The organism is Actinoplanes xinjiangensis, assembly GCF_003148685.1.
Classification (GTDB): Bacteria; Actinomycetota; Actinomycetes; order Mycobacteriales; family Micromonosporaceae; genus Actinoplanes; species Actinoplanes xinjiangensis.
Genome location: NZ_QGGR01000028.1, coordinates 41,713 through 57,606, shown reverse-complemented (window position 1 = coordinate 57,606; position 15,894 = coordinate 41,713). Strand labels below are relative to the sequence as shown.

Here is a 15,894-nt window from a genome sequence, read left to right as displayed (position 1 = left end):
TCCGGCGTCGAGAGCGGCGCTCCATCCACGTGGGTCGCTCGGACCTGGCCGACAGCCACCGCGCGGGGTGCTCCTCCGATGACACCGATACTCCCGCTGCCACGCCGTCGACCTGAGCGTCTTCAACACGCTTCCCGACACCGTCGACATGCGCGTCGAACGCAGCTGACGGCCCGCCACCAAGCAGATCCCGGGCCCTCATGCTCCCTTCGACAAGCCGGTGCACAAATGCGTGCGACGACCAGATACCCAACCATGTTCCGGGTGTACGAGATCGTCCCCGCCGAGTCGCTGAATGTCACTCGGTGCTGTTCATGAGCGGTTGGCTGACCGACCGCTGCCGGCTGGGCGCTACGCCGGTTCCGGATACGAGCAAACTCAGCGAGTCACCTATTACGGGCGGAGGTGTCGGGAGAACCCGCACGTTCGACACGTATTCTCCGGGTGAGCCACAGCGCCGCGATCATCCCGAACGTCGAACCGGCGGCGAGCCCGGTCACGAAGCGCGACCCGGGTCCCGTAGCGGGTACCGCTGCGGCGGCGACCTCGACGGCCGGTTCGGTAACGGGAGTCGGAGCGGGTGCGGCTCCGGCACGGGCCTCCTCGCGTTGGCTGCGGCGGTATTCGATGACGGGCCCGATCAGCGCCACCAGGGCGATCAGCGCCAGGAGCATGTTCGCGACCCGGCTGGCGCTGTCGGCTCTCCGGGTCTCCCGGGCGGACAGGTCGGTCAGGCGGTCCCAGTCGTGCTGCTGCGTCGTCAGCGCCCGGGCCAGTGGCGTCTCCGGGGATACCCGGGCCATCGCGTGCGCCACCACGACGCTGCGTTCGGCCGCTGTCGTCTCGACCTGGGCGAGCACCGCTGCCGCCTCGGCGGCACGGTCGCCCTGGTAGGCGGCGGAGATCTGGCGCGCGGTCGCCGCGACGTCGCTCTCCTGTGCGGTCTCCATGGCGGTGTCGCTGAACTCCGTCCGGGTGCGGCTGACGCTCTCGTCACTGCGTGCCTGCACACTGTGCCGGGCGGCGTCCGCCTGGTAGCGCTGCTCCTGACTGCTGTAGGCCAGCTGCACGAACGGGATCAGGACACCGGCGGCCCAGATGATCAACAGGAGGTACGACGCGCGTCGCTGATCCGGGGTGGCCAGTGCCGGTTGCGGCACGAACTCGACCGGCACCGCCACCGGCACCGGCACGGCCGGTCGTCGCCGCCGGATGGAGGCGCCGACGGCGATGAGCCCGGTGAAGGCCGCGGTGAGCACCGAGGTGTTCCAGGCCCGGCGAGCCAATCCGTCACCCTTGCGGTCGGCGTCGTCCGGTTCGGGTGGCGGAGCGTGGGAGGCACGGACATCCGCCAGCCGCCCGGCCAGGTCCGAGCCGCCGTCGGGCAGGTCGTACCGGCGTTCGCCGAGGAGCGTTCCGGGTTTGGCGGCGCTGCGCAGCGCGAATGCCGACTCGGCGGCGATCTCCTGTTGCGTCCGGGCGGTGGGGTCGGTTCTCGCCGGTACGGTCAGCGCGGCCGCCCTGATCTCGGTGACGGCCAGGCGATAGGCGTTCGGGCCCTCGTTGGCGTACACCCGGCGTACGTCGTCCTGGTCCGTACCGGCACGGGTCACCTCGTCCCTGATCGCCTCCTGCCAGGCGCTCGACGCCTCGCTGTAGTCCCAGCCGGCGACGGCCGTGAGAGCCGCCCCGACGGCGATCGCCGCGATCTGCAGCCGGATCCGGGTTCTCATCCGACCGGCACCAGCACCAGCGCATAGCCGCCGTCCTCGTGCAGATTTAGCTTGGTCGGGGTGGCCTGGAAGTTGAACAGCCTCGGCGTCAACACCTCCGGTTTGTCGACGTAGTCGTTCGCCGGGTCGTCGGGCGCCCGCCGGGTCCGGGTGGAACGCGACGGGGTCAGTTCGAGGCGGTTCCCCGTTGCCCGGTACGCGCCTTCCTGATCACGGTGGAAGACGAACCGGCCGGTCGCCGCGTTGTACTCCAGCGACTCACGCGACGCGTACCGTCCGTCCGCCGAGAACCGGAAGCGCATCTCGGTGGTCGCGCCCGTGCAGACCCAGTCGCCGGCCAGATGCTCGGCGGCGGGAGCGACCGTCGACGCGGCGGCGGTGCACGCCGGTCCGGAGGTCGGCTCCGGCGCGGAGGTGACGCCCGGCGGAGGTGCGGGCCGCGGTGCGGGCTCGGACGGTGCGTCACAGCCCGTCAGGAGGAACAGCAGTGCGCACGCCGTGGCTCCTTCGCGTCTCATCGGTCTGCCGGAACGTAGGTCAGTTCGCCGAACAGCGGATCGGAGACGACCAGGATGTCGACGCCGACGCTGTTGGGCAGCCGGGTCCAGGAGGCTGTGCGCTCCTGCGTTCGTACGCCGTCGGCCAGCACCGGGCGCAGCAGGATCTCGTCGGCGTCGCCCACGATCCAGCCCTTCTCGACGAAGGCGGGTATCGCCGGAGTCTCTTTGTGTTCCAGCTGGTACTGACCTTTCGACGTGGCGATGAATCGGTAGTCGGTGCGGTTGTCCTGGCCGCCGTGCCAGCTCCCCAGGACGAGCCTGGGCACGGTGCCTTCGGGGCGGGGCGGCTGGTTCACCGTGGTCTTCTCCTCGACCTGCCGCGCCGTGGTGGTCGTCGGCGCGGCGGCCGGTGCGGAGTAGTCGTACGTCTCCGGCGACGAGCACCCGGCGAGCAGAAGTCCATGGACCACCAGTGCCGTCGACACGGAGCGGACTGATTTCGGCGTACGCATCAGAGAATCCTTCACAGTCGTCCGATGGTGGTTTTCCGTCTGCTGGTACGGCCGATGTCAGGAACCGGATGGCGAACCGTCGTGCCGTTCGGTGTCGAATCAAGGACACCGGAGGCATAAGCGATCATGCGGAACGGCCGGACCGGCGGCGCGGGAACAAGCCCCGCCCCGGCGGCGCTGGAACGGTGGTGATCGACCACCCACCGCGGCTGTCCCTTCTGGACCGGTCCCGAACCCGCGTCGGCGAGGCCGAGTCCGTGTCGCTGCGGGCCACGGTGGCCCGGGCCGTCCAGGCCGAACGGCTCGGCTACCACCGGTTCTGGGTCGCCGAGCATCACGGGGTACCCGGGATCGCCGGCGCGTCGCCGGCGGTGCTGCTGGCTGCCGTCGCCGGCGCGACGACGACCATCCGGATCGGCTCCGCCGGCGTCATGCTGCCCCACCACCAGCCGCTCGTCGTCGCCGAGCAATTCGCCACGCTGACCGCTTTCGCGACCGGCCGGGTCGATTTGGGACTCGGCCGGTCACCCGGCTTCACCGCGCCGGTACGCCGAGCGCTGCGGCAGGCCGACAACGACTTCACGGCGGACCTCGTCGAGCTCCGCGCCTACCTCGCCGGGACGGCGGAGATCAGCCTGCACCCGCAACCGCAGGGCGCCCTGCCGCTGTACGTGCTGGCCACCGGAACCGGACTGCGGGTGGCAGCCGAACTCGGACTGCCGGTGATCGTGGGCGGCCCCCTGCTGGGAGTCGGCGGCGACCCGGAGCCCGGCCTGGCAGCGCTGGCCGGATACCGGCGTGCCTTCCGGCCGTCCCCGCAGCAGCCGCAACCGTGGGTGGCGATCAGCCTGGACGTGCTGATCGCCGACACCGCAGCCGAGGCCGCCGACCTGCTGTTACCCGAAGCATGGGCGATGGCGTGCGGCCGTACGACCGGGGTGTTTCCGCCGTTGGAACCGGTGGCCGCGGTCCGTGTCGCGAGCCGCACGCCGCGCCAGCAGCAGTATCTGGAGCAGACCGTCGCCGCCGCGGTCGCCGGTACGCCGGCCCGGGTCGAACGCGCGCTCGCGGAACTGGCCGACCGCACCGGGGCGGCGGAGATCGTCGCCTCGGGCAGCACCTTCGACCGGGCCGCTCTCGCCGCCTCGGACGCGGCTCTGGCCGCCTTGTTCGGTCGTGAGCCGTCGACGGTGGCCCCGGTCGAACCGGGTCGGTGAGGAATTCCCGACCCAAGGCTATTGATGTTACTGAATGAGTAGGCAACTCTTAACAAGCCTTACTTATTCGTGGCCCGGAGGTTCGTCGTGCGGAAGTCGTTGCTTGCCGTCGCTGTGGTTCTGGCCGTCACCGTGGCGCCGGCGCCGGCCTCGGCCTCGGTCACCGGCCATCACGGGGAGTGCGCCACCCCGTCGATCAACCGGTACCAGCAGTGGCTGGCCAGCGGGGAGGGCGCCACGATTCCCGCGACCGGCAGCATGCTGGTCCCGGTGCGCGGGCACGGGAAATACGCCGCACGCATCGAGTTCGTCGGCACCGAGTGGCACGTGGCGGTCCTGTGGCTGGCCAACGAGTTCGAGGCGCAGGCCGACCTGTCACGCTCGGCCGGGTTCCTGCTGACCTACAGCGCCACCGACGACCTCTACCTGCAACTGCGGCCGGCATCGCACTGGAGCGGCGGTGCACAGTGGGCCACCCTCATCCCCTCCACCCGCGGGCGTACGGTGACCCGGTTCTTCAGCCTGCGGCCGCACGCCTGGACATCGGTACCCGAACTCGGGGAGCCCGCCCACTCGTTCGAGACGGCCCGTACCGAGGCGCGCGGTTTCGTCTTCGTCGGCAAGACGGCCAACAGGATCGAGTTCCGCGGCCTGCGTATCGACCGCTACACGCCGCCCTGCCTCTGACCCGCGCGGAACGGCGGGCGAATCAGGACGGCTCTCTTGCCAGAGCAGTCACCGCGACGGCGATGATGCCGACCAGTAGGACGGCGAAGCACACGGTGTACCCCGCCGATCGGCCGGTGCTCAACGTCAAGAAGATGAGGCCCCCGAAGAACGGCACGCCGATGCCCAGGCCGACGACCGCACCGCGATGAGCCCGCACCCGGCGCTGCGATGCGGTGAGCGGTGGACGGTCATCGCGGCGGCCGGCGGCTCGGGGATAGGTCCGCTGCGCCCACCCGAGCGCCATCCACCCCAGGGCGAAGAGGGCTCCCCGCAGTCCGCTGGCGGCCACGATCTCGGCGATCGGATCGCCTCTGTCGAGCAGCAGACGAAACGGGAACCACGCCACGGTCCACGCCACACACGCCGCCGCGTACAGGCCGGGCGGCCCGCCGAGCCGATCCAGCAGTGCATCGCCCCGACTGCGTTTCACCCGCTCCTCGGCCATGGGCCGTAGGTTCCCACCACGACCCGGACATACTCAGATCACCGTGACTTGCGTTCCTGGCGAACTCGCAGCACCGATCGACGAAGTTGAAAGTGCCGCGGCGCGAAGCCATCCTGTGTGGATGAGCGTCCTGCCCACGGTTCTCGGCTTCGTCCTGGTCGCGTACGGCGGTTATGTCGTGGGGGGCGGCAATCTGTGGATCACCATTCCCCTCGCACTCGCCGGTGCATCACTGATCGACTGGGTCCGGGCACGGCAGGGTCCGCGTCTGCGGTTCAGCGTCGTGGTCGTCGGCGGCTGCTTCGTCCTGGCCGCTCACGGCGTCGAGTGGCTCCGCGACGGGCGTTCAGCCCTCGGAGCGGCCGCCGTCCTCATCAGCGTCGCTGTCGCCCTGATGGTCCAGAGATCCTTGAATTCCGTGCGACACCTGACGGCGCGACTGATCGATCTGTCCGAGTCCCGGCGACGCAACCGCGGCCGGCTCACCGCCATGGGGCCGCTGTTCCTGTCGCCCAAGTCGGACGGGATCATCAAACGGGGGCGGGCGGCCCAGCGGACGGGGGATCAACGCGCCGTCGACCGTACGATCAAGAAGCTCCTCTATGGCCATATCGGTTTCGCCAACGACGACGACGTCCCCGGCTGCATGGTCTACGCGGCCGAGTTCCTGTCCACCCGCGACGAGCCGGGCGATCTGGAGCCGGCGATCGCGCTCAGTGACGAATGCGCCTGGTGGATGCGATCACGGACGGGCATCATGATCGAGCTGCAGGTTCTCCGGGCCGACCTGCAGGCACGCTGGTACCGGAACACCGGTGACCCTGAAGCCCTGGCGAACGCGGTGGTGATGCAGTCCGACGCCGTCGAACTCGCGGGCCCTCCACGGGAAGCCGCCGAACCACATGCGGAAACGCTTGTCACGCTCCTGCTGAAGCATCACCGGATCTTCGCCACGACCGACAGCCTGGACCGCGCGGAGCAGCTCTGCCACCAGTACCCCGCGATCGGCGAACGCCACCTGGCCGAGATACAGGCCGCCCGCGGCAGCGATCCCGGATCCGATCCCGGCTGATCGAGTTGCCGTCATAGCCGAACGGTGAAGCCGGCAACGGTCGGGGAGACCCGAATTCCGGGGGCATCCCAAGGGTGAAGCCGAAAACCCTCGATCAGACGTCCTCTGCGGAAGCCTCAGCAGGTGCTTCTACGAGCCGGAAGCGCTGCGTCAGCACCTGGGTGTCGTCGTCGACGGTGAAATCGGGATCGCCCAGTTCGGCTCGGACCTCCTCGCTGTGCCAGAACTTCTCGTGCCCGGCCCGCCACTGCGCCACGGATTCGTCGCCCTCGCCCTCGTCGACGGCGTGCCGCAGATCCACATCGGCAAGGCGAATCACGCGTACGTCAGTCACCTCGATCGTCGCGACGGGCTGGTCGGCCGAGTCGACCACTACGCGCCGCTGTCCTGTCTCGGGTAGCGGCGCCCCATCGACCTCGTATCCCACCAGCAACGCCGTAGTCGTCGTCTTGGCCCCGGACAGCACCGCGGCGACCAGCCGGTCACGTAACGGGCCGGGGAAGGCGAACTCCATGCGCGGCAGGTCCTCGATGGTCATCCTCGAAACCGTACTCTCGGGCCTGGCCGCCAAGCCGACAGGCATGGCTGTCCGCGGTAATCCCGGCGGTCGACCGATGTGCCCGCAGTGGCGGCGATCGGGCGACGAGCCGTTGACTTCCGGCTGCGGAAGCAGCCATCCATAGATGGGCGGCCAGTCGCTTTCGCTGCTATCGCCCGAACTTTTGGAGCACACATGCAGGGCTTATTGATTTGCTTCGATTAGCGTCGTAGCGTTACGCACGTTCCGTGCGCTGCGAACAGGAGTGTGCGATGTCGCGCAAGACCGGCAAGCCATCGTGGATCAAAGCGGGGCCCAGGGCGGCAACAACCAGCCAGATGCCCGGTAAGGCGCTGCGCGCGGCCGTCGCGCTGCTGACGGCTGCCGCGGTAGGCCTGTTCATCGGGGTGCAGGTGGCCAGTCCCAGCGCCACCGATGCGGCGATCACCTCGCTGCGCGCGGACGAGGCCAAGCGGGAGGCCGCCCAGATCGTCGAGTTGACCGCGCTGGCTCGCAGCACCTCGCAGCAGATCAAACCGGTGGTGGACGGGCTGCAGTCCGGGTTGCCGGCTACGGACACCGGCGCTGCGGCTACCCGGCCGGTCACCGCCGAGCAGTTGGCCCAATGGAAGCAGATCATGGCGCAGCAGGTGGAGCGGCACAAAGGTACCCCGTCAGGCAGCACCGCCTCCAACGTCGCGCGCAACGGTCTGCGCAACGCGGTCAACCAGCTCGCGGTCGCGCTCGACACCGCCGCGGCCGCCCACGCGCTGCCGACCGACCGACAGGCCCCTCTGCTGGCAGTGGCCTCGCGCCAGCGACTGCTCGCGGTCAACGTCTGGTCCGTGACGGCCACCCAGCTCGACCAGCTCAACATCGACGCCGGCAACGGACACCAGCACGTCTACCTCACGGACACCCCCGAGGGCGGCGCGACCATCGGTGACGAGTCACCCGAGGGCCGCTGACAAGGTCCCGGGAGAACCGGATAACCCGGCGAAGCCTGGCGGGCTCGTCCGAATCAGGACACCAGCCATGATCCGTCGCCTATGCGCCGTATGACGTGGTCGGTCGGGTGGTCCTCTGATCTACCAGTGCCTGGGGCCGCGGTCCGCTGCCGCGTTGACCTACTCGGCGGGCGGCTTCATGTACCAGTACTGGCAGGGTGAACTCTGTTTCGAAAGCTCCGTCTCGAAGATACCTGGGCGGTGGGTGCCGCCGGTCCACCGTCCACGGGGCCTCGAAGGAGTTCTCCGCGCCGCCCAACCGGCCGGGCGTCTCGTTACGGACGTCATCGTTTCGTTGCCGCCGTCACGGTAGTGGCTCGTCATTGATCTCGTAGCCGACCAGCAACGTCGTCGTCTTCGCCCAGGACAGCGCCGCGGCGACCAGCTGGTCCCGCAAAGGGCCGGGAAAGGCGAACTCCAGGCGCAGTGTGTCCTCGATGTTCATCCCCGTACCGCGAGCCGTCCGGCCGCTACCGAGGTTCGGCGGTGTCCCAGGCGTAGTGGAACTGGTTCGGATCGAGCTGCCATTCCGCCAGCACCGCCAGGAGTTCGGCTTCGTCGACCGCGACGGCGCTGCGCAGCAGCACGGCGCCGATGTCGTAGTCGTATCCGTCGATCAGGTCGGCGTCGTACTCCCAGTGCTCGACCTTGAAGGACCGGCCGGTGCTTCCGTGGGTCCATCCCTCGCGGAGCGCCTGTGCGTCAGCGGCGACTCGGCCCGGTGTGATGTCGACGAAGGCGCGCCGTTCCGGTCTGGTGGCCGGTACCTCGATCGCCAGGCGCCTACCGAGCCGGAGCGCGGACAGCTTGTCCAGTGGCCAGGCGGACTCACCCGTCACGGTGGCCCTCGACGCGCACAGGCATGGCGCCAGCCTAAAGGAGCGCGCCTTCGACGGAACGTTCCCACCTGGTACTGCCCGGTCCGGGTCAGGCGGCGGTGCGTACCGGTGGCAGGGCGGTGAGGCCGAGGGCCGTGGCGGTGCGTTCGTAGACCCGGGCGGTCAGCGCCGGGTCGAGGGCCGTGGCCGGCGGTGACGCGACGGTGCCCTTGGCGAACAGGCCTCCGTTGGGCTGCGGCGCGGTGATGGCGGTGGCGAGCCCGACCGGTGTGCCGGCCGCCTTTTCGGGGCTTCCGGCGAACAGGTTGCTGACCGAGGCGGCGAGTTTAAGCAGGCCACCGGCCTTGGTGTTGAAGCCGGTCCGGATGACACCGGGATTGGCGCTGTAGGCGTGCATGCCGGCCGGGAGCCGGGCGGCGAGCGCCGTGGTCGCGAGCAGGGCCGCCAGCTTCGCGCTGCCGTAGACGTTCATCTGGGAGTAGCGGTCACGCCAGGTGACGCCGGTGACATCGGGGTCGTCGGTGTCCAGTCGTCCCCGGCTCACCAGGTCGCTGGAGATGGTGATGACGCGGGCGGTCGGTGCCAGCAGGTCGCCGGCGAGCAGGAGATGCGTGAGGTGGAACGGCGCCAGATGGTTGACGGCGTGGGTGCGTTCCACACCGTCGGCGGTCGGTGCGTAGGCGGCGAAGGCGGCGCCGGCGTTGTTGACCAGGACATCGACGCGGCCTACGGCCTCATGCAGACGGTGCGTCAGGGCCCGTACGGCGTCGTGGTCGGCCAGGTCGGCGTGCAGGGCCTGGACCGTACGGCCGGGGGCCTCGGTGATGAGACTCTGCCGGGTCGCCGCGGCGCTGGGCGAGTCGCGGGTGACGGCGACGACGTCGAAGCCGGCGGCAAGAAGCCGCCGGGCGGTGGCGTGGCCGAGGCCGCCTGCCGCGCCGGTGATGACGGCGGTGGGTGCGTTCATGGATCGCTCCTGGTCAGTGGCGGATCTGCAGGGTGATGTCGGCGCGGTGGCCGTCGCCGGCGGGATGGAGGGTGGGCCAGCTGCCGGGGGATCCCTTGGCGAGCCGGATCTCCACGTCGTGGTCGTTGACGTACGGGCTGCGGCCGCGGGCGGCGTACGGCGGCAGCGATGCGATGTGCTGGGCGAAGTCGTCGGGGAAATACAGTTCGGTGCCGAGCAGGGCGGTGCCGGCCCGGCTGACGCGGACGTGGATGTGCAGGGTCCGCGGCGTGTACCAGCCGGGCACGATGGTCTGGAAATCGGCGTACCCGTCGTCGTCGGTGGTCTGCCGGCCGCGCAGGAAGGTCGCGGTGTCGGTGGGCCGGAACCGGCGCAGTGTCAGTGAGACCAGTGCGGGGAAGCGGTCGGCGCCGTACCGCTGGTAGCCGGAGTAGATGCCGTCCGCGTCGCAGTGCCAGATCTCCACGGTCGCGCCGGTCAGCGGTGCGAGGGTGCCGGTCCGCACGGTGCGGAGGCGCAGCAGCAGTGGTACGCCGTCGCGTCCCTCGCGGATGTCGCGGCGGTGCGGCGATCCGGGTACGTAGTACGGGCCGTTGCCCTGGTGCGCCGTGGCCTGGTCCGCGTCGAGGCGGGCGGCCCGCTGGATGTCGGCCCGGTTGTCGATGCGGCGCAGCACCGTCGTCAGGATGCGGCGGCGCAGGGTGTCGCGCATCGGTGGGTCTCCCGTCGCCATTGCTTGGAGTGTCCAAGCTTAGTCGATCGTGGAGGAGAATGCTTGGAGTTGTCAAGCTTGGAGTGCCCAAGTAAATTGGGTGCGGTGGGAAGCGAAGCCTCGACCTACCGACTGCTGCGGCTGGTGCACGCCATGGACGGCGCCACCAACACCGCAATCCTGGACGTGCTCGGCGAGCTCAAGCTCACCCACGCCCTGGCCGACGCCCTGTGGCAACTCGACCCGGCCCTGCCGGCCCCCACGATGCGGCAGATGGCGGCCCGGCTGCAGTGCGACCCGTCGACCGTGACGTTCCTGGCGGACCGGCTGGAACAGCTCGGCTACACGACCCGCGAGGCGGCCGCCGGCGACCGGCGGGCCAAGGCGCTGCACCTCACCACCGACGGGCGTACGGCACGGGAGCGACTGGTGCACGCCGCGACCACCCGTACTCCGCTGGCCCGGCTGACCAGCACCGAACAGGACCAGCTGCACCACCTGTTGACCAGGGCGATGACCGACCGGGACGGCACCCCGACGTCACCTGGGGGTGAGGTCGCGGGTCCTCTGGTTGATCAGCTCGACGACGTGCGCCATCCCGGCCGGGCTGAGGGGCACGGCGTTGCGTGAGATGCTCCAGTCCTTGGCGCCCTGCAACCAGAGAAGCGTCTCGACGTCGCGCCGCTCCGGCTCACCGGGCTTGCGGACCGTGATCCACATCGCCTCGGCCGACTGGCGGCGAGCCGGCCCGACCCAGGCCCGCTCCACCTGCGACCAGGGAATGACGCGGGTCCACAGCACCATCCTGAGCCGGACACCATGGTCGTTGACGGCCACGCCGACGGTCGATATCCGCCAGGCATACACGCCGGCGACGACGAGACCGGCCGGGGGGACGAGCCATCCGAGGTGCGGTTCCCGCGCCTCCGCGACGAAGACACCGACCATGATCAGAGCCAGGAACGCCAGGAACAAGGTGAATGTCGTGTGGTCGCGGTGTACCTCGTACGGTTCAGCCCATGGGCACATGACCGCATGATCGCAAAGGCCTGCCAGCCGGATCTGCCGACGTCACACCGGCCGACCGGTGATCTCCTCGTAGATGGTGTCGTAACCCGCGGCATCGACCAGGTCCAGTAGGCCGCTGTCGTCCAACGCGTACACCGCCCGGGCGAAGCAGGTGTTGGTGACGGTCACCAGCTCCGCGATGGAACCGAACTCGACGACCGGGCTTCCGGGATCCAGCAGGGACACGACCACCGGTTCTTCGCCCACGCCGGACCAGGCGGCCGCGGGCAGGTCCGCACCGAGCACGGCGGCGATCTCCTCGGGCGGGCGTCCGGGACGTAGCCATGAGGCGACCGGCGCTAGTCACGTCACCGTGACGACCGGCGAGTCGGCCCCAGGATCAACAGCGCATACTCACCGACATGTCTGATCTGTCAATCCGGCCGACCGAGGCGACGTGAACCTCGGCAGCCTTCACGCCGAGGACCTCCGGGTTGACGCCCTCAACCGGATCGAGGCGGTCATCGCGCGGGAACCGGTCGGCTTCGTCTCGGCGGAACGGTACCGGGCGGAAATGGCCCGGCGGACATTCCGCCCGGAATGGACCTGGGTCGCCGAGAACGAGGGCCGTATCGCGGCCCGAGCGGTGTGGTGGGGCCGGCCGGACGGGGCCCGGCCGCTGCTGCTCGACTGCCTATGGACGGATCCCGCCGTCCCCGATCGGGCCGGCCTGGCCGCGCGCCTGCTCGTCGCCGCGCATCGGCGCTTCCGGGAGCACGGCGACCTGTCACCGGAGGCATTCCGGATGAATCTGCGAAACGACTGGCGGTCCGATCCGGCCACCCGTGACGCGGTGGCATGGCGCCGGGATGCCGCCGCGGCAGTCGGCTTCACGCATGCGGTGGAGCGGCTGCAGTTCGAGTGGACGCCGGCCTGCGGTGTGCCGGAGGCGGACGATCGGCTCGTCTTCGTGGCGGAGCCGGACGACGAGAAGATGCTCGAGGTCTTCCGCCGCATCGGTGACGGCAGTCTCGATGACGAGACCCGCAAGATGCGCGCACGGACGAGTGCGGACGAGGTGGCCCGGCATGAGATGGACTTCTATCTCAGCGCACCAGGCGAGCGCGACTGGTGGCGGGTGGCGTATCAGCCGGACGGCGCGCTGGCCGGTCTGGCGATTCCCTCCGCGACGTCGTACCACCCGAACGTCGGGTACCTCGGTGTGGTACCCGAAATGCGAGGGCGAGGGTACGCGCGGATCATCCTCGCCGCGATCACCCGTAGCCACGCGAGCCGGGGCGCCGAACGGATCACCGCGACCACGGACACGGCGAACTTCCCGATGGCCGCGGCCTTCCGCGAATCGGGATACCGCAATACCGGGATCCGCCTGATGCTGTCGGCGGCATAGGCACCCCCGCGACCTGCTGATGGTTCATGGGCGGGGGATCGGCAGCTCTCGCAGCGGGCTCCCACCGTCGATGAACAGGCGGGCATCCGCCGTGGTGGCGGCGGCGAGGCGGCGCAGTATCAGCCGGCCCACGCCGGGATGCCGCCCGTCCAGGCCGCCGACACGGATGGCGAAGACAAGGTCGTACGGCTGCTCCCCGGCCTCCAGGACGAAGTCCTCCGCCGCCACCTGGCGTACGCTCATGCGCCCCGCCGCGATGGCCTGCGCCGCCCCGGCCGTGGCCTGGGCGATGGCCGTCGCCGAACGGTCGACGGCCAGGATGTGACCGGTGTCGAGGCGGGCCGCCACCTCCCGCGCGGCCGCTCCGGGCCCGCATCCGATCTCCAGGACCCGGGAGTACGGCTTCAGCGGAAGAGCATTCACGACGGCGAGGAGGCGAGGCGACACTGAAACCGGCACGGGCGAAACGATAACGAGCGACGGCTACCGGGACCGGGGCCACGAAACGGGGCGGCCGTTCACCGTGAGCCGGAACCTGCTGCTGTGAACACCCACGGCCATCGGCTCGATCGCCACCCGCGGCCCGAACTTGGACAGGGTGATCAGCATGCCGCCGATCACCACCACGGCGATACCGAGCCACACCATGTTCATCAGGGTCACCACGATGCCGCCGATCGCGAGACCGGCACCGGTGACGGGCAGCATAGACTGATACACGAACTCTTCACTCCTTCAATGAGAACCGGCCGGCTCAGGTCGCCGACCAGGAGCCCTTCTTGCCGCGTACGAACGAGGCCAGGGCTTTGCTGTAGATGAACGTCAGCAGCAGCGTGTACAGCTGCTCCGGAACGAACAGGGCGGCATAGAGGCGGGCGCGCCAGCCCATCGCCCACACCGACCACACCCGCTCGGCCAGCAGCACCAGCGACGGCACCGTCCAGTACCAGGCGAAGTCGACACCACCCATCCACACCAGCGACACCGTCAGGGCCAGCAGGTAGATCGCGGCGATGAGCGCGGAGACGAGCAGCCCGGCCTGCTGGCGCCAGTACACCCATCGCATGTGGAACGGCATGCGGCGCCCGTACTGGGCGATGTTGCGCATCGCGCCGAGGTACCAGCGTTCCCGCTGACCGACCAGCTTCGGGACGGTCTCCATCACGTCGGTGGTCGCCCACATGCCCTGCGGGGACAGCACCTGGTAGCCGCACGTCTGGAGGGCGAACGTCAGCTCGTTGTCCTCGGTGAGGCTGTGCGTGTCGTAGAACGACCAGCCGTCCGGCAGCAGCCGGCCGGACCGCCGCTGGGCGCGCACGTCGAGCAGGGCACCGTACGAGAACAGGGTGCCGGTGCCGGTCAGTACGAAGGCCCGGCTGTTCAGACGTTCGGCGACCTTGCCGTAGCGGTGGTATTCCATGCGTTGCAGGTAGCCGAGCACGCTCCGGCACTGGCGCCCGGCGAAGGTGCCGCCGACCCCGCCGACGCCGGCGATGAGGTGCTTCTCGGCGACCTCCAGGAAGCCCGGCGACAGGGTGGTGTCGGCGTCCATGACGAGCATCGCCCAGTTCCACGGATCGCCGAGGTGCGGTTCGAGGCGATCGAGCGCGTAGTTGATCGCACCGGCCTTCTTGTCCGGGTTCCGTCCGGGGTACTCCATGACCTGGGCACCGGCCAGTCGTGCGGCGTCGGCGGTGTCGTCGGTGCAGTTGTTCGGTACGACCACGATCAGGTCGGGCTGCCGGGTCTGCTGCCGCAGCGAGGCGATGGTGGCCGCGATGGCGTCGCCCTCGTTGTAGGCGGGCACGATGGCCGCGATCTGCAACCTGGTCTGGTCTACTCCCACCCGCCTGGTGTACTCGCCGGGAACCCGCTGGATGGGGGCGCCTGTTGCGCGATGCCGTGGAGCGGTCCGGGTGCCCGAGGCCATACATTCATCCTTGATCGCTCAATCGATGTCGTTGCGTACCTCAATGAACGTAGGGGAAATGCGCGCTACTGACAGTCGCGCATTGGGGGTCGTCCAATCGGTGGCGTTCTCATCGATGATCGAGGCAGTGGGAATGAAGGCGAACGGGTGACCGGACCGTCAGGCGCCGTCGAGTTCGAAGTCGGCGCGGGCCGACTCGGTTCCGTTGATCTGTAGTGAGATCGCGTGCATGCCCGGGTGGTAGCGGCGTGTCGTGATCGGGCGGAACGAATGCTCCCGTACCACCGTGATCTGTTCTCCCGGGGCGAGGACGCGGGTGGTGAGCTTGAAGGTCTTGCCGGTCTGGCCGCCGTTGGCCTTGCGGTGGTGAACGATGTAGTCGATCGTGAGTCTGGCCTGGTCGGAGCCGGTGTTGCGGATCGCGGCGGTGAACCGGACGCTGCCGCCGGCCGGGACGGTGGTCCGGTCCAGATGGGGCCCGTCGACCTCCACGGTGGCGGGAGTGAAGCCGAGGAGTCCCAGCGCCGCGGGGTCGCCGCGTTTGATGAGCGTGCGCAGTCCGTGGCGGACGAGCCGTCCGGTGTCCGGGCCGGGGTCGGCGAGCCAGCGGCGGGCGGTGTCGACGACGAGTCCGGGATGGTCGCGGCTGAGATCGTTGAGGTGGTTGGCGACCGAACGGCGTACGTATTCGCTCTCGTCGCGGTAGAGGGCGTCCAGGATCGGCACGGTCACGCCGGGACGGGCCAGGATGCCCGGCACTCTCGTCGACCACGGCAGATAGGGGCGGGTGCCTTCGGAGGCGAGCCGGCGTACGTCGGTGTCGGCCGACGCGGTCCAGCCGGTGATGATGCCGAGGGCCCGGTCGAGGTCGTGCCGCAGCAGTGTCCGGATCGCGAATTCCGCGGTGAGACGCCCGGTCAGATCGGCGAGCAACGCCATCGCACCGTCGAACGCGGCCGTGCCGCCGTCCTGCACCGCGCGGGTGGCGACGGCGCCGGTGACCGGCCAGATCAGCCAGCCGGTGAACTGCGGGGCATGGTCGCGGGCGTGGCGTACCGTCCGGTCCAGTGCGGCGTAGTCCCCGGGCAGGTCGGTGAGCAGCGCATCGCGCAGCAGGTCGGCGCGTTCCCGCAACGCCAGCGGCGCGATCCGGGAGCGGGCCGCCCGCAGGGAGGCCAGGTCGGCGCCGGGGGCGGCGGTCCGGATAGCGCTGATCAGGTCGTCGACGGCCGGCAGGCCGATGAGTTCGTCGGCGGATGGCATGCGTTCTCTTC

20 protein-coding genes and 1 pseudogene are annotated in these 15,894 nt (G+C 69.7%); 6 read left to right on the top strand and 15 right to left on the bottom strand.

From position 1 onward, the window contains the following. Nucleotides 1–386: 386 nt before the first annotated feature. The 3 genes from BC793_RS39410 to BC793_RS39400 are packed head-to-tail and all read right to left on the bottom strand — an operon-like array spanning nt 387 to nt 2,745. Nucleotides 387–1,733, bottom strand: coding sequence for a hypothetical protein (locus tag BC793_RS39410; RefSeq protein WP_109601712.1), 1,347 nt, complete (start codon nt 1,731–1,733; stop codon nt 387–389). Further along, on the bottom strand, nt 1,730–2,251 hold the full coding sequence (locus BC793_RS39405; RefSeq protein ID WP_109601711.1) for a hypothetical protein: 522 nt from the start codon (nt 2,249–2,251) through the stop codon (nt 1,730–1,732). Before BC793_RS39405 ends, BC793_RS39410 begins: the two co-directional genes overlap by 4 nt. Then, nucleotides 2,248–2,745, bottom strand: coding sequence for a hypothetical protein (locus BC793_RS39400; protein ID WP_146246666.1), 498 nt, complete (start codon nt 2,743–2,745; stop codon nt 2,248–2,250). The genes BC793_RS39405 and BC793_RS39400 overlap by 4 nt, the downstream gene beginning before the upstream one ends. 185 nt (nt 2,746–2,930) lie before the next feature. Between BC793_RS39400 and BC793_RS39395 the strand changes: the two genes are divergently transcribed. Further along, nucleotides 2,931–3,962 (top strand): MsnO8 family LLM class oxidoreductase, encoded by a 1,032-nt coding sequence (locus tag BC793_RS39395; RefSeq protein WP_249037404.1) that lies wholly within the window; start codon nt 2,931–2,933, stop codon nt 3,960–3,962. Between the two features lie 87 nt (nt 3,963–4,049). Continuing rightward, nucleotides 4,050–4,649, top strand: coding sequence for a hypothetical protein (locus BC793_RS39390; RefSeq protein WP_109601766.1), 600 nt, complete (start codon nt 4,050–4,052; stop codon nt 4,647–4,649). A gap of 22 nt (nt 4,650–4,671) precedes the next feature. Here BC793_RS39390 and BC793_RS39385 read toward each other — a convergent pair whose 3' ends face one another. Next, nucleotides 4,672–5,121, bottom strand: a complete 450-nt coding sequence (locus BC793_RS39385; protein WP_158319509.1) for a hypothetical protein — start codon at nt 5,119–5,121, stop codon at nt 4,672–4,674. 136 nt (nt 5,122–5,257) lie between these two features. Between BC793_RS39385 and BC793_RS39380 the strand changes: the two genes are divergently transcribed. After that, nucleotides 5,258–6,208: a hypothetical protein gene (locus BC793_RS39380; RefSeq protein WP_146246665.1), complete on the top strand. Its 951-nt coding sequence runs from the start codon at nt 5,258–5,260 to the stop codon at nt 6,206–6,208. A gap of 94 nt (nt 6,209–6,302) precedes the next feature. On the opposite strand, the gene BC793_RS39375 is transcribed toward BC793_RS39380, so the two are convergent. Continuing rightward, nucleotides 6,303–6,746 carry an ASCH domain-containing protein gene (locus tag BC793_RS39375; RefSeq protein WP_109601765.1) on the bottom strand — a complete coding sequence of 148 codons (444 nt, stop codon included), beginning with the start codon at nt 6,744–6,746 and terminating at the stop codon, nt 6,303–6,305. A gap of 272 nt (nt 6,747–7,018) precedes the next feature. On the opposite strand from BC793_RS39375, the gene BC793_RS39370 reads away from it, so the two are divergent. Then, nucleotides 7,019–7,714 (top strand): hypothetical protein, encoded by a 696-nt coding sequence (locus BC793_RS39370; RefSeq protein ID WP_146246664.1) that lies wholly within the window; start codon nt 7,019–7,021, stop codon nt 7,712–7,714. A gap of 346 nt (nt 7,715–8,060) precedes the next feature. Here the strand turns inward: BC793_RS39370 and BC793_RS39365 are convergent. The 4 genes and pseudogenes from BC793_RS39365 to BC793_RS39350 form a co-directional block, all read right to left on the bottom strand. Further along, a pseudogene (locus tag BC793_RS39365) lies at nt 8,061–8,198 on the bottom strand (ASCH domain-containing protein); the annotation flags it as partial. A gap of 25 nt (nt 8,199–8,223) precedes the next feature. Next, nucleotides 8,224–8,592, bottom strand: coding sequence for a hypothetical protein (locus BC793_RS39360; RefSeq protein ID WP_109601705.1), 369 nt, complete (start codon nt 8,590–8,592; stop codon nt 8,224–8,226). Between the two features lie 88 nt (nt 8,593–8,680). Then, complete coding sequence (locus BC793_RS39355; protein ID WP_109601704.1) at nt 8,681–9,559, bottom strand: SDR family NAD(P)-dependent oxidoreductase; 879 nt, start codon at nt 9,557–9,559, stop codon at nt 8,681–8,683. A gap of 13 nt (nt 9,560–9,572) precedes the next feature. Continuing rightward, the gene (locus BC793_RS39350) at nt 9,573–10,292 is read right to left on the bottom strand and encodes a dioxygenase family protein (RefSeq protein WP_109601703.1); all 720 of its coding nucleotides are present in this window, start codon (nt 10,290–10,292) and stop codon (nt 9,573–9,575) included. 84 nt (nt 10,293–10,376) lie between these two features. Between BC793_RS39350 and BC793_RS39345 the strand changes: the two genes are divergently transcribed. After that, entirely contained in the window at nt 10,377–10,901 is a 525-nt protein-coding gene (locus tag BC793_RS39345) for a MarR family winged helix-turn-helix transcriptional regulator (protein WP_203896541.1), read from the top strand. On the opposite strand, the gene BC793_RS39340 is transcribed toward BC793_RS39345, so the two are convergent. Together BC793_RS39340 and BC793_RS39335 are read right to left on the bottom strand one after the other, a co-directional pair. Beyond that, nucleotides 10,812–11,300, bottom strand: coding sequence for a PH domain-containing protein (locus tag BC793_RS39340; protein ID WP_109601702.1), 489 nt, complete (start codon nt 11,298–11,300; stop codon nt 10,812–10,814). The genes BC793_RS39345 and BC793_RS39340 overlap by 90 nt on opposite strands. 42 nt (nt 11,301–11,342) lie before the next feature. Continuing rightward, on the bottom strand, nt 11,343–11,585 hold the full coding sequence (locus tag BC793_RS39335) for a hypothetical protein (RefSeq protein WP_109601701.1): 243 nt from the start codon (nt 11,583–11,585) through the stop codon (nt 11,343–11,345). Between the two features lie 151 nt (nt 11,586–11,736). Here BC793_RS39335 and BC793_RS39330 point away from each other — a divergent pair, with 151 nt between their 5' ends. Continuing rightward, nucleotides 11,737–12,690 carry a GNAT family N-acetyltransferase gene (locus tag BC793_RS39330; protein WP_239170552.1) on the top strand — a complete coding sequence of 318 codons (954 nt, stop codon included), beginning with the start codon at nt 11,737–11,739 and terminating at the stop codon, nt 12,688–12,690. Between the two features lie 24 nt (nt 12,691–12,714). Here BC793_RS39330 and BC793_RS39325 read toward each other — a convergent pair whose 3' ends face one another. The 4 genes from BC793_RS39325 to BC793_RS39310 form a co-directional block, all read right to left on the bottom strand. Continuing rightward, entirely contained in the window at nt 12,715–13,149 is a 435-nt protein-coding gene (locus BC793_RS39325) for a class I SAM-dependent methyltransferase (RefSeq protein ID WP_109601700.1), read from the bottom strand. A 24-nt stretch (nt 13,150–13,173) separates the two neighbouring features. Beyond that, nucleotides 13,174–13,410, bottom strand: coding sequence for a hypothetical protein (locus tag BC793_RS39320; protein ID WP_146246663.1), 237 nt, complete (start codon nt 13,408–13,410; stop codon nt 13,174–13,176). A gap of 34 nt (nt 13,411–13,444) precedes the next feature. Beyond that, nucleotides 13,445–14,536 (bottom strand): glycosyltransferase family 2 protein, encoded by a 1,092-nt coding sequence (locus BC793_RS39315; protein ID WP_158319508.1) that lies wholly within the window; start codon nt 14,534–14,536, stop codon nt 13,445–13,447. 243 nt (nt 14,537–14,779) lie between these two features. Continuing rightward, nucleotides 14,780–15,883, bottom strand: coding sequence for a DNA alkylation repair protein (locus BC793_RS39310; protein WP_109601697.1), 1,104 nt, complete (start codon nt 15,881–15,883; stop codon nt 14,780–14,782). Nucleotides 15,884–15,894 lie beyond the last annotated feature (11 nt).

Bases quoted from the DNA above. Each gene is read 5' to 3' on its own strand.
- BC793_RS39410 (WP_109601712.1), bottom strand. From the start codon at position 1,733: ATGAGAACCCGGATCCGGCTGCAGATCGCGGCGATCGCCGTCGGGGCG.
- BC793_RS39405 (WP_109601711.1), bottom strand. From the start codon at position 2,251: ATGAGACGCGAAGGAGCCACGGCGTGCGCACTGCTGTTCCTCCTGACG.
- BC793_RS39400 (WP_146246666.1), bottom strand. From the start codon at position 2,745: ATGCGTACGCCGAAATCAGTCCGCTCCGTGTCGACGGCACTGGTGGTC.
- BC793_RS39380 (WP_146246665.1), top strand. From the start codon at position 5,258: ATGAGCGTCCTGCCCACGGTTCTCGGCTTCGTCCTGGTCGCGTACGGC.
- BC793_RS39375 (WP_109601765.1), bottom strand. From the start codon at position 6,746: ATGACCATCGAGGACCTGCCGCGCATGGAGTTCGCCTTCCCCGGCCCG.
- BC793_RS39370 (WP_146246664.1), top strand. From the start codon at position 7,019: ATGTCGCGCAAGACCGGCAAGCCATCGTGGATCAAAGCGGGGCCCAGG.
- BC793_RS39355 (WP_109601704.1), bottom strand. From the start codon at position 9,559: ATGAACGCACCCACCGCCGTCATCACCGGCGCGGCAGGCGGCCTCGGC.
- BC793_RS39350 (WP_109601703.1), bottom strand. From the start codon at position 10,292: ATGGCGACGGGAGACCCACCGATGCGCGACACCCTGCGCCGCCGCATC.
- BC793_RS39340 (WP_109601702.1), bottom strand. From the start codon at position 11,300: ATGTGCCCATGGGCTGAACCGTACGAGGTACACCGCGACCACACGACA.
- BC793_RS39310 (WP_109601697.1), bottom strand. From the start codon at position 15,883: ATGCCATCCGCCGACGAACTCATCGGCCTGCCGGCCGTCGACGACCTG.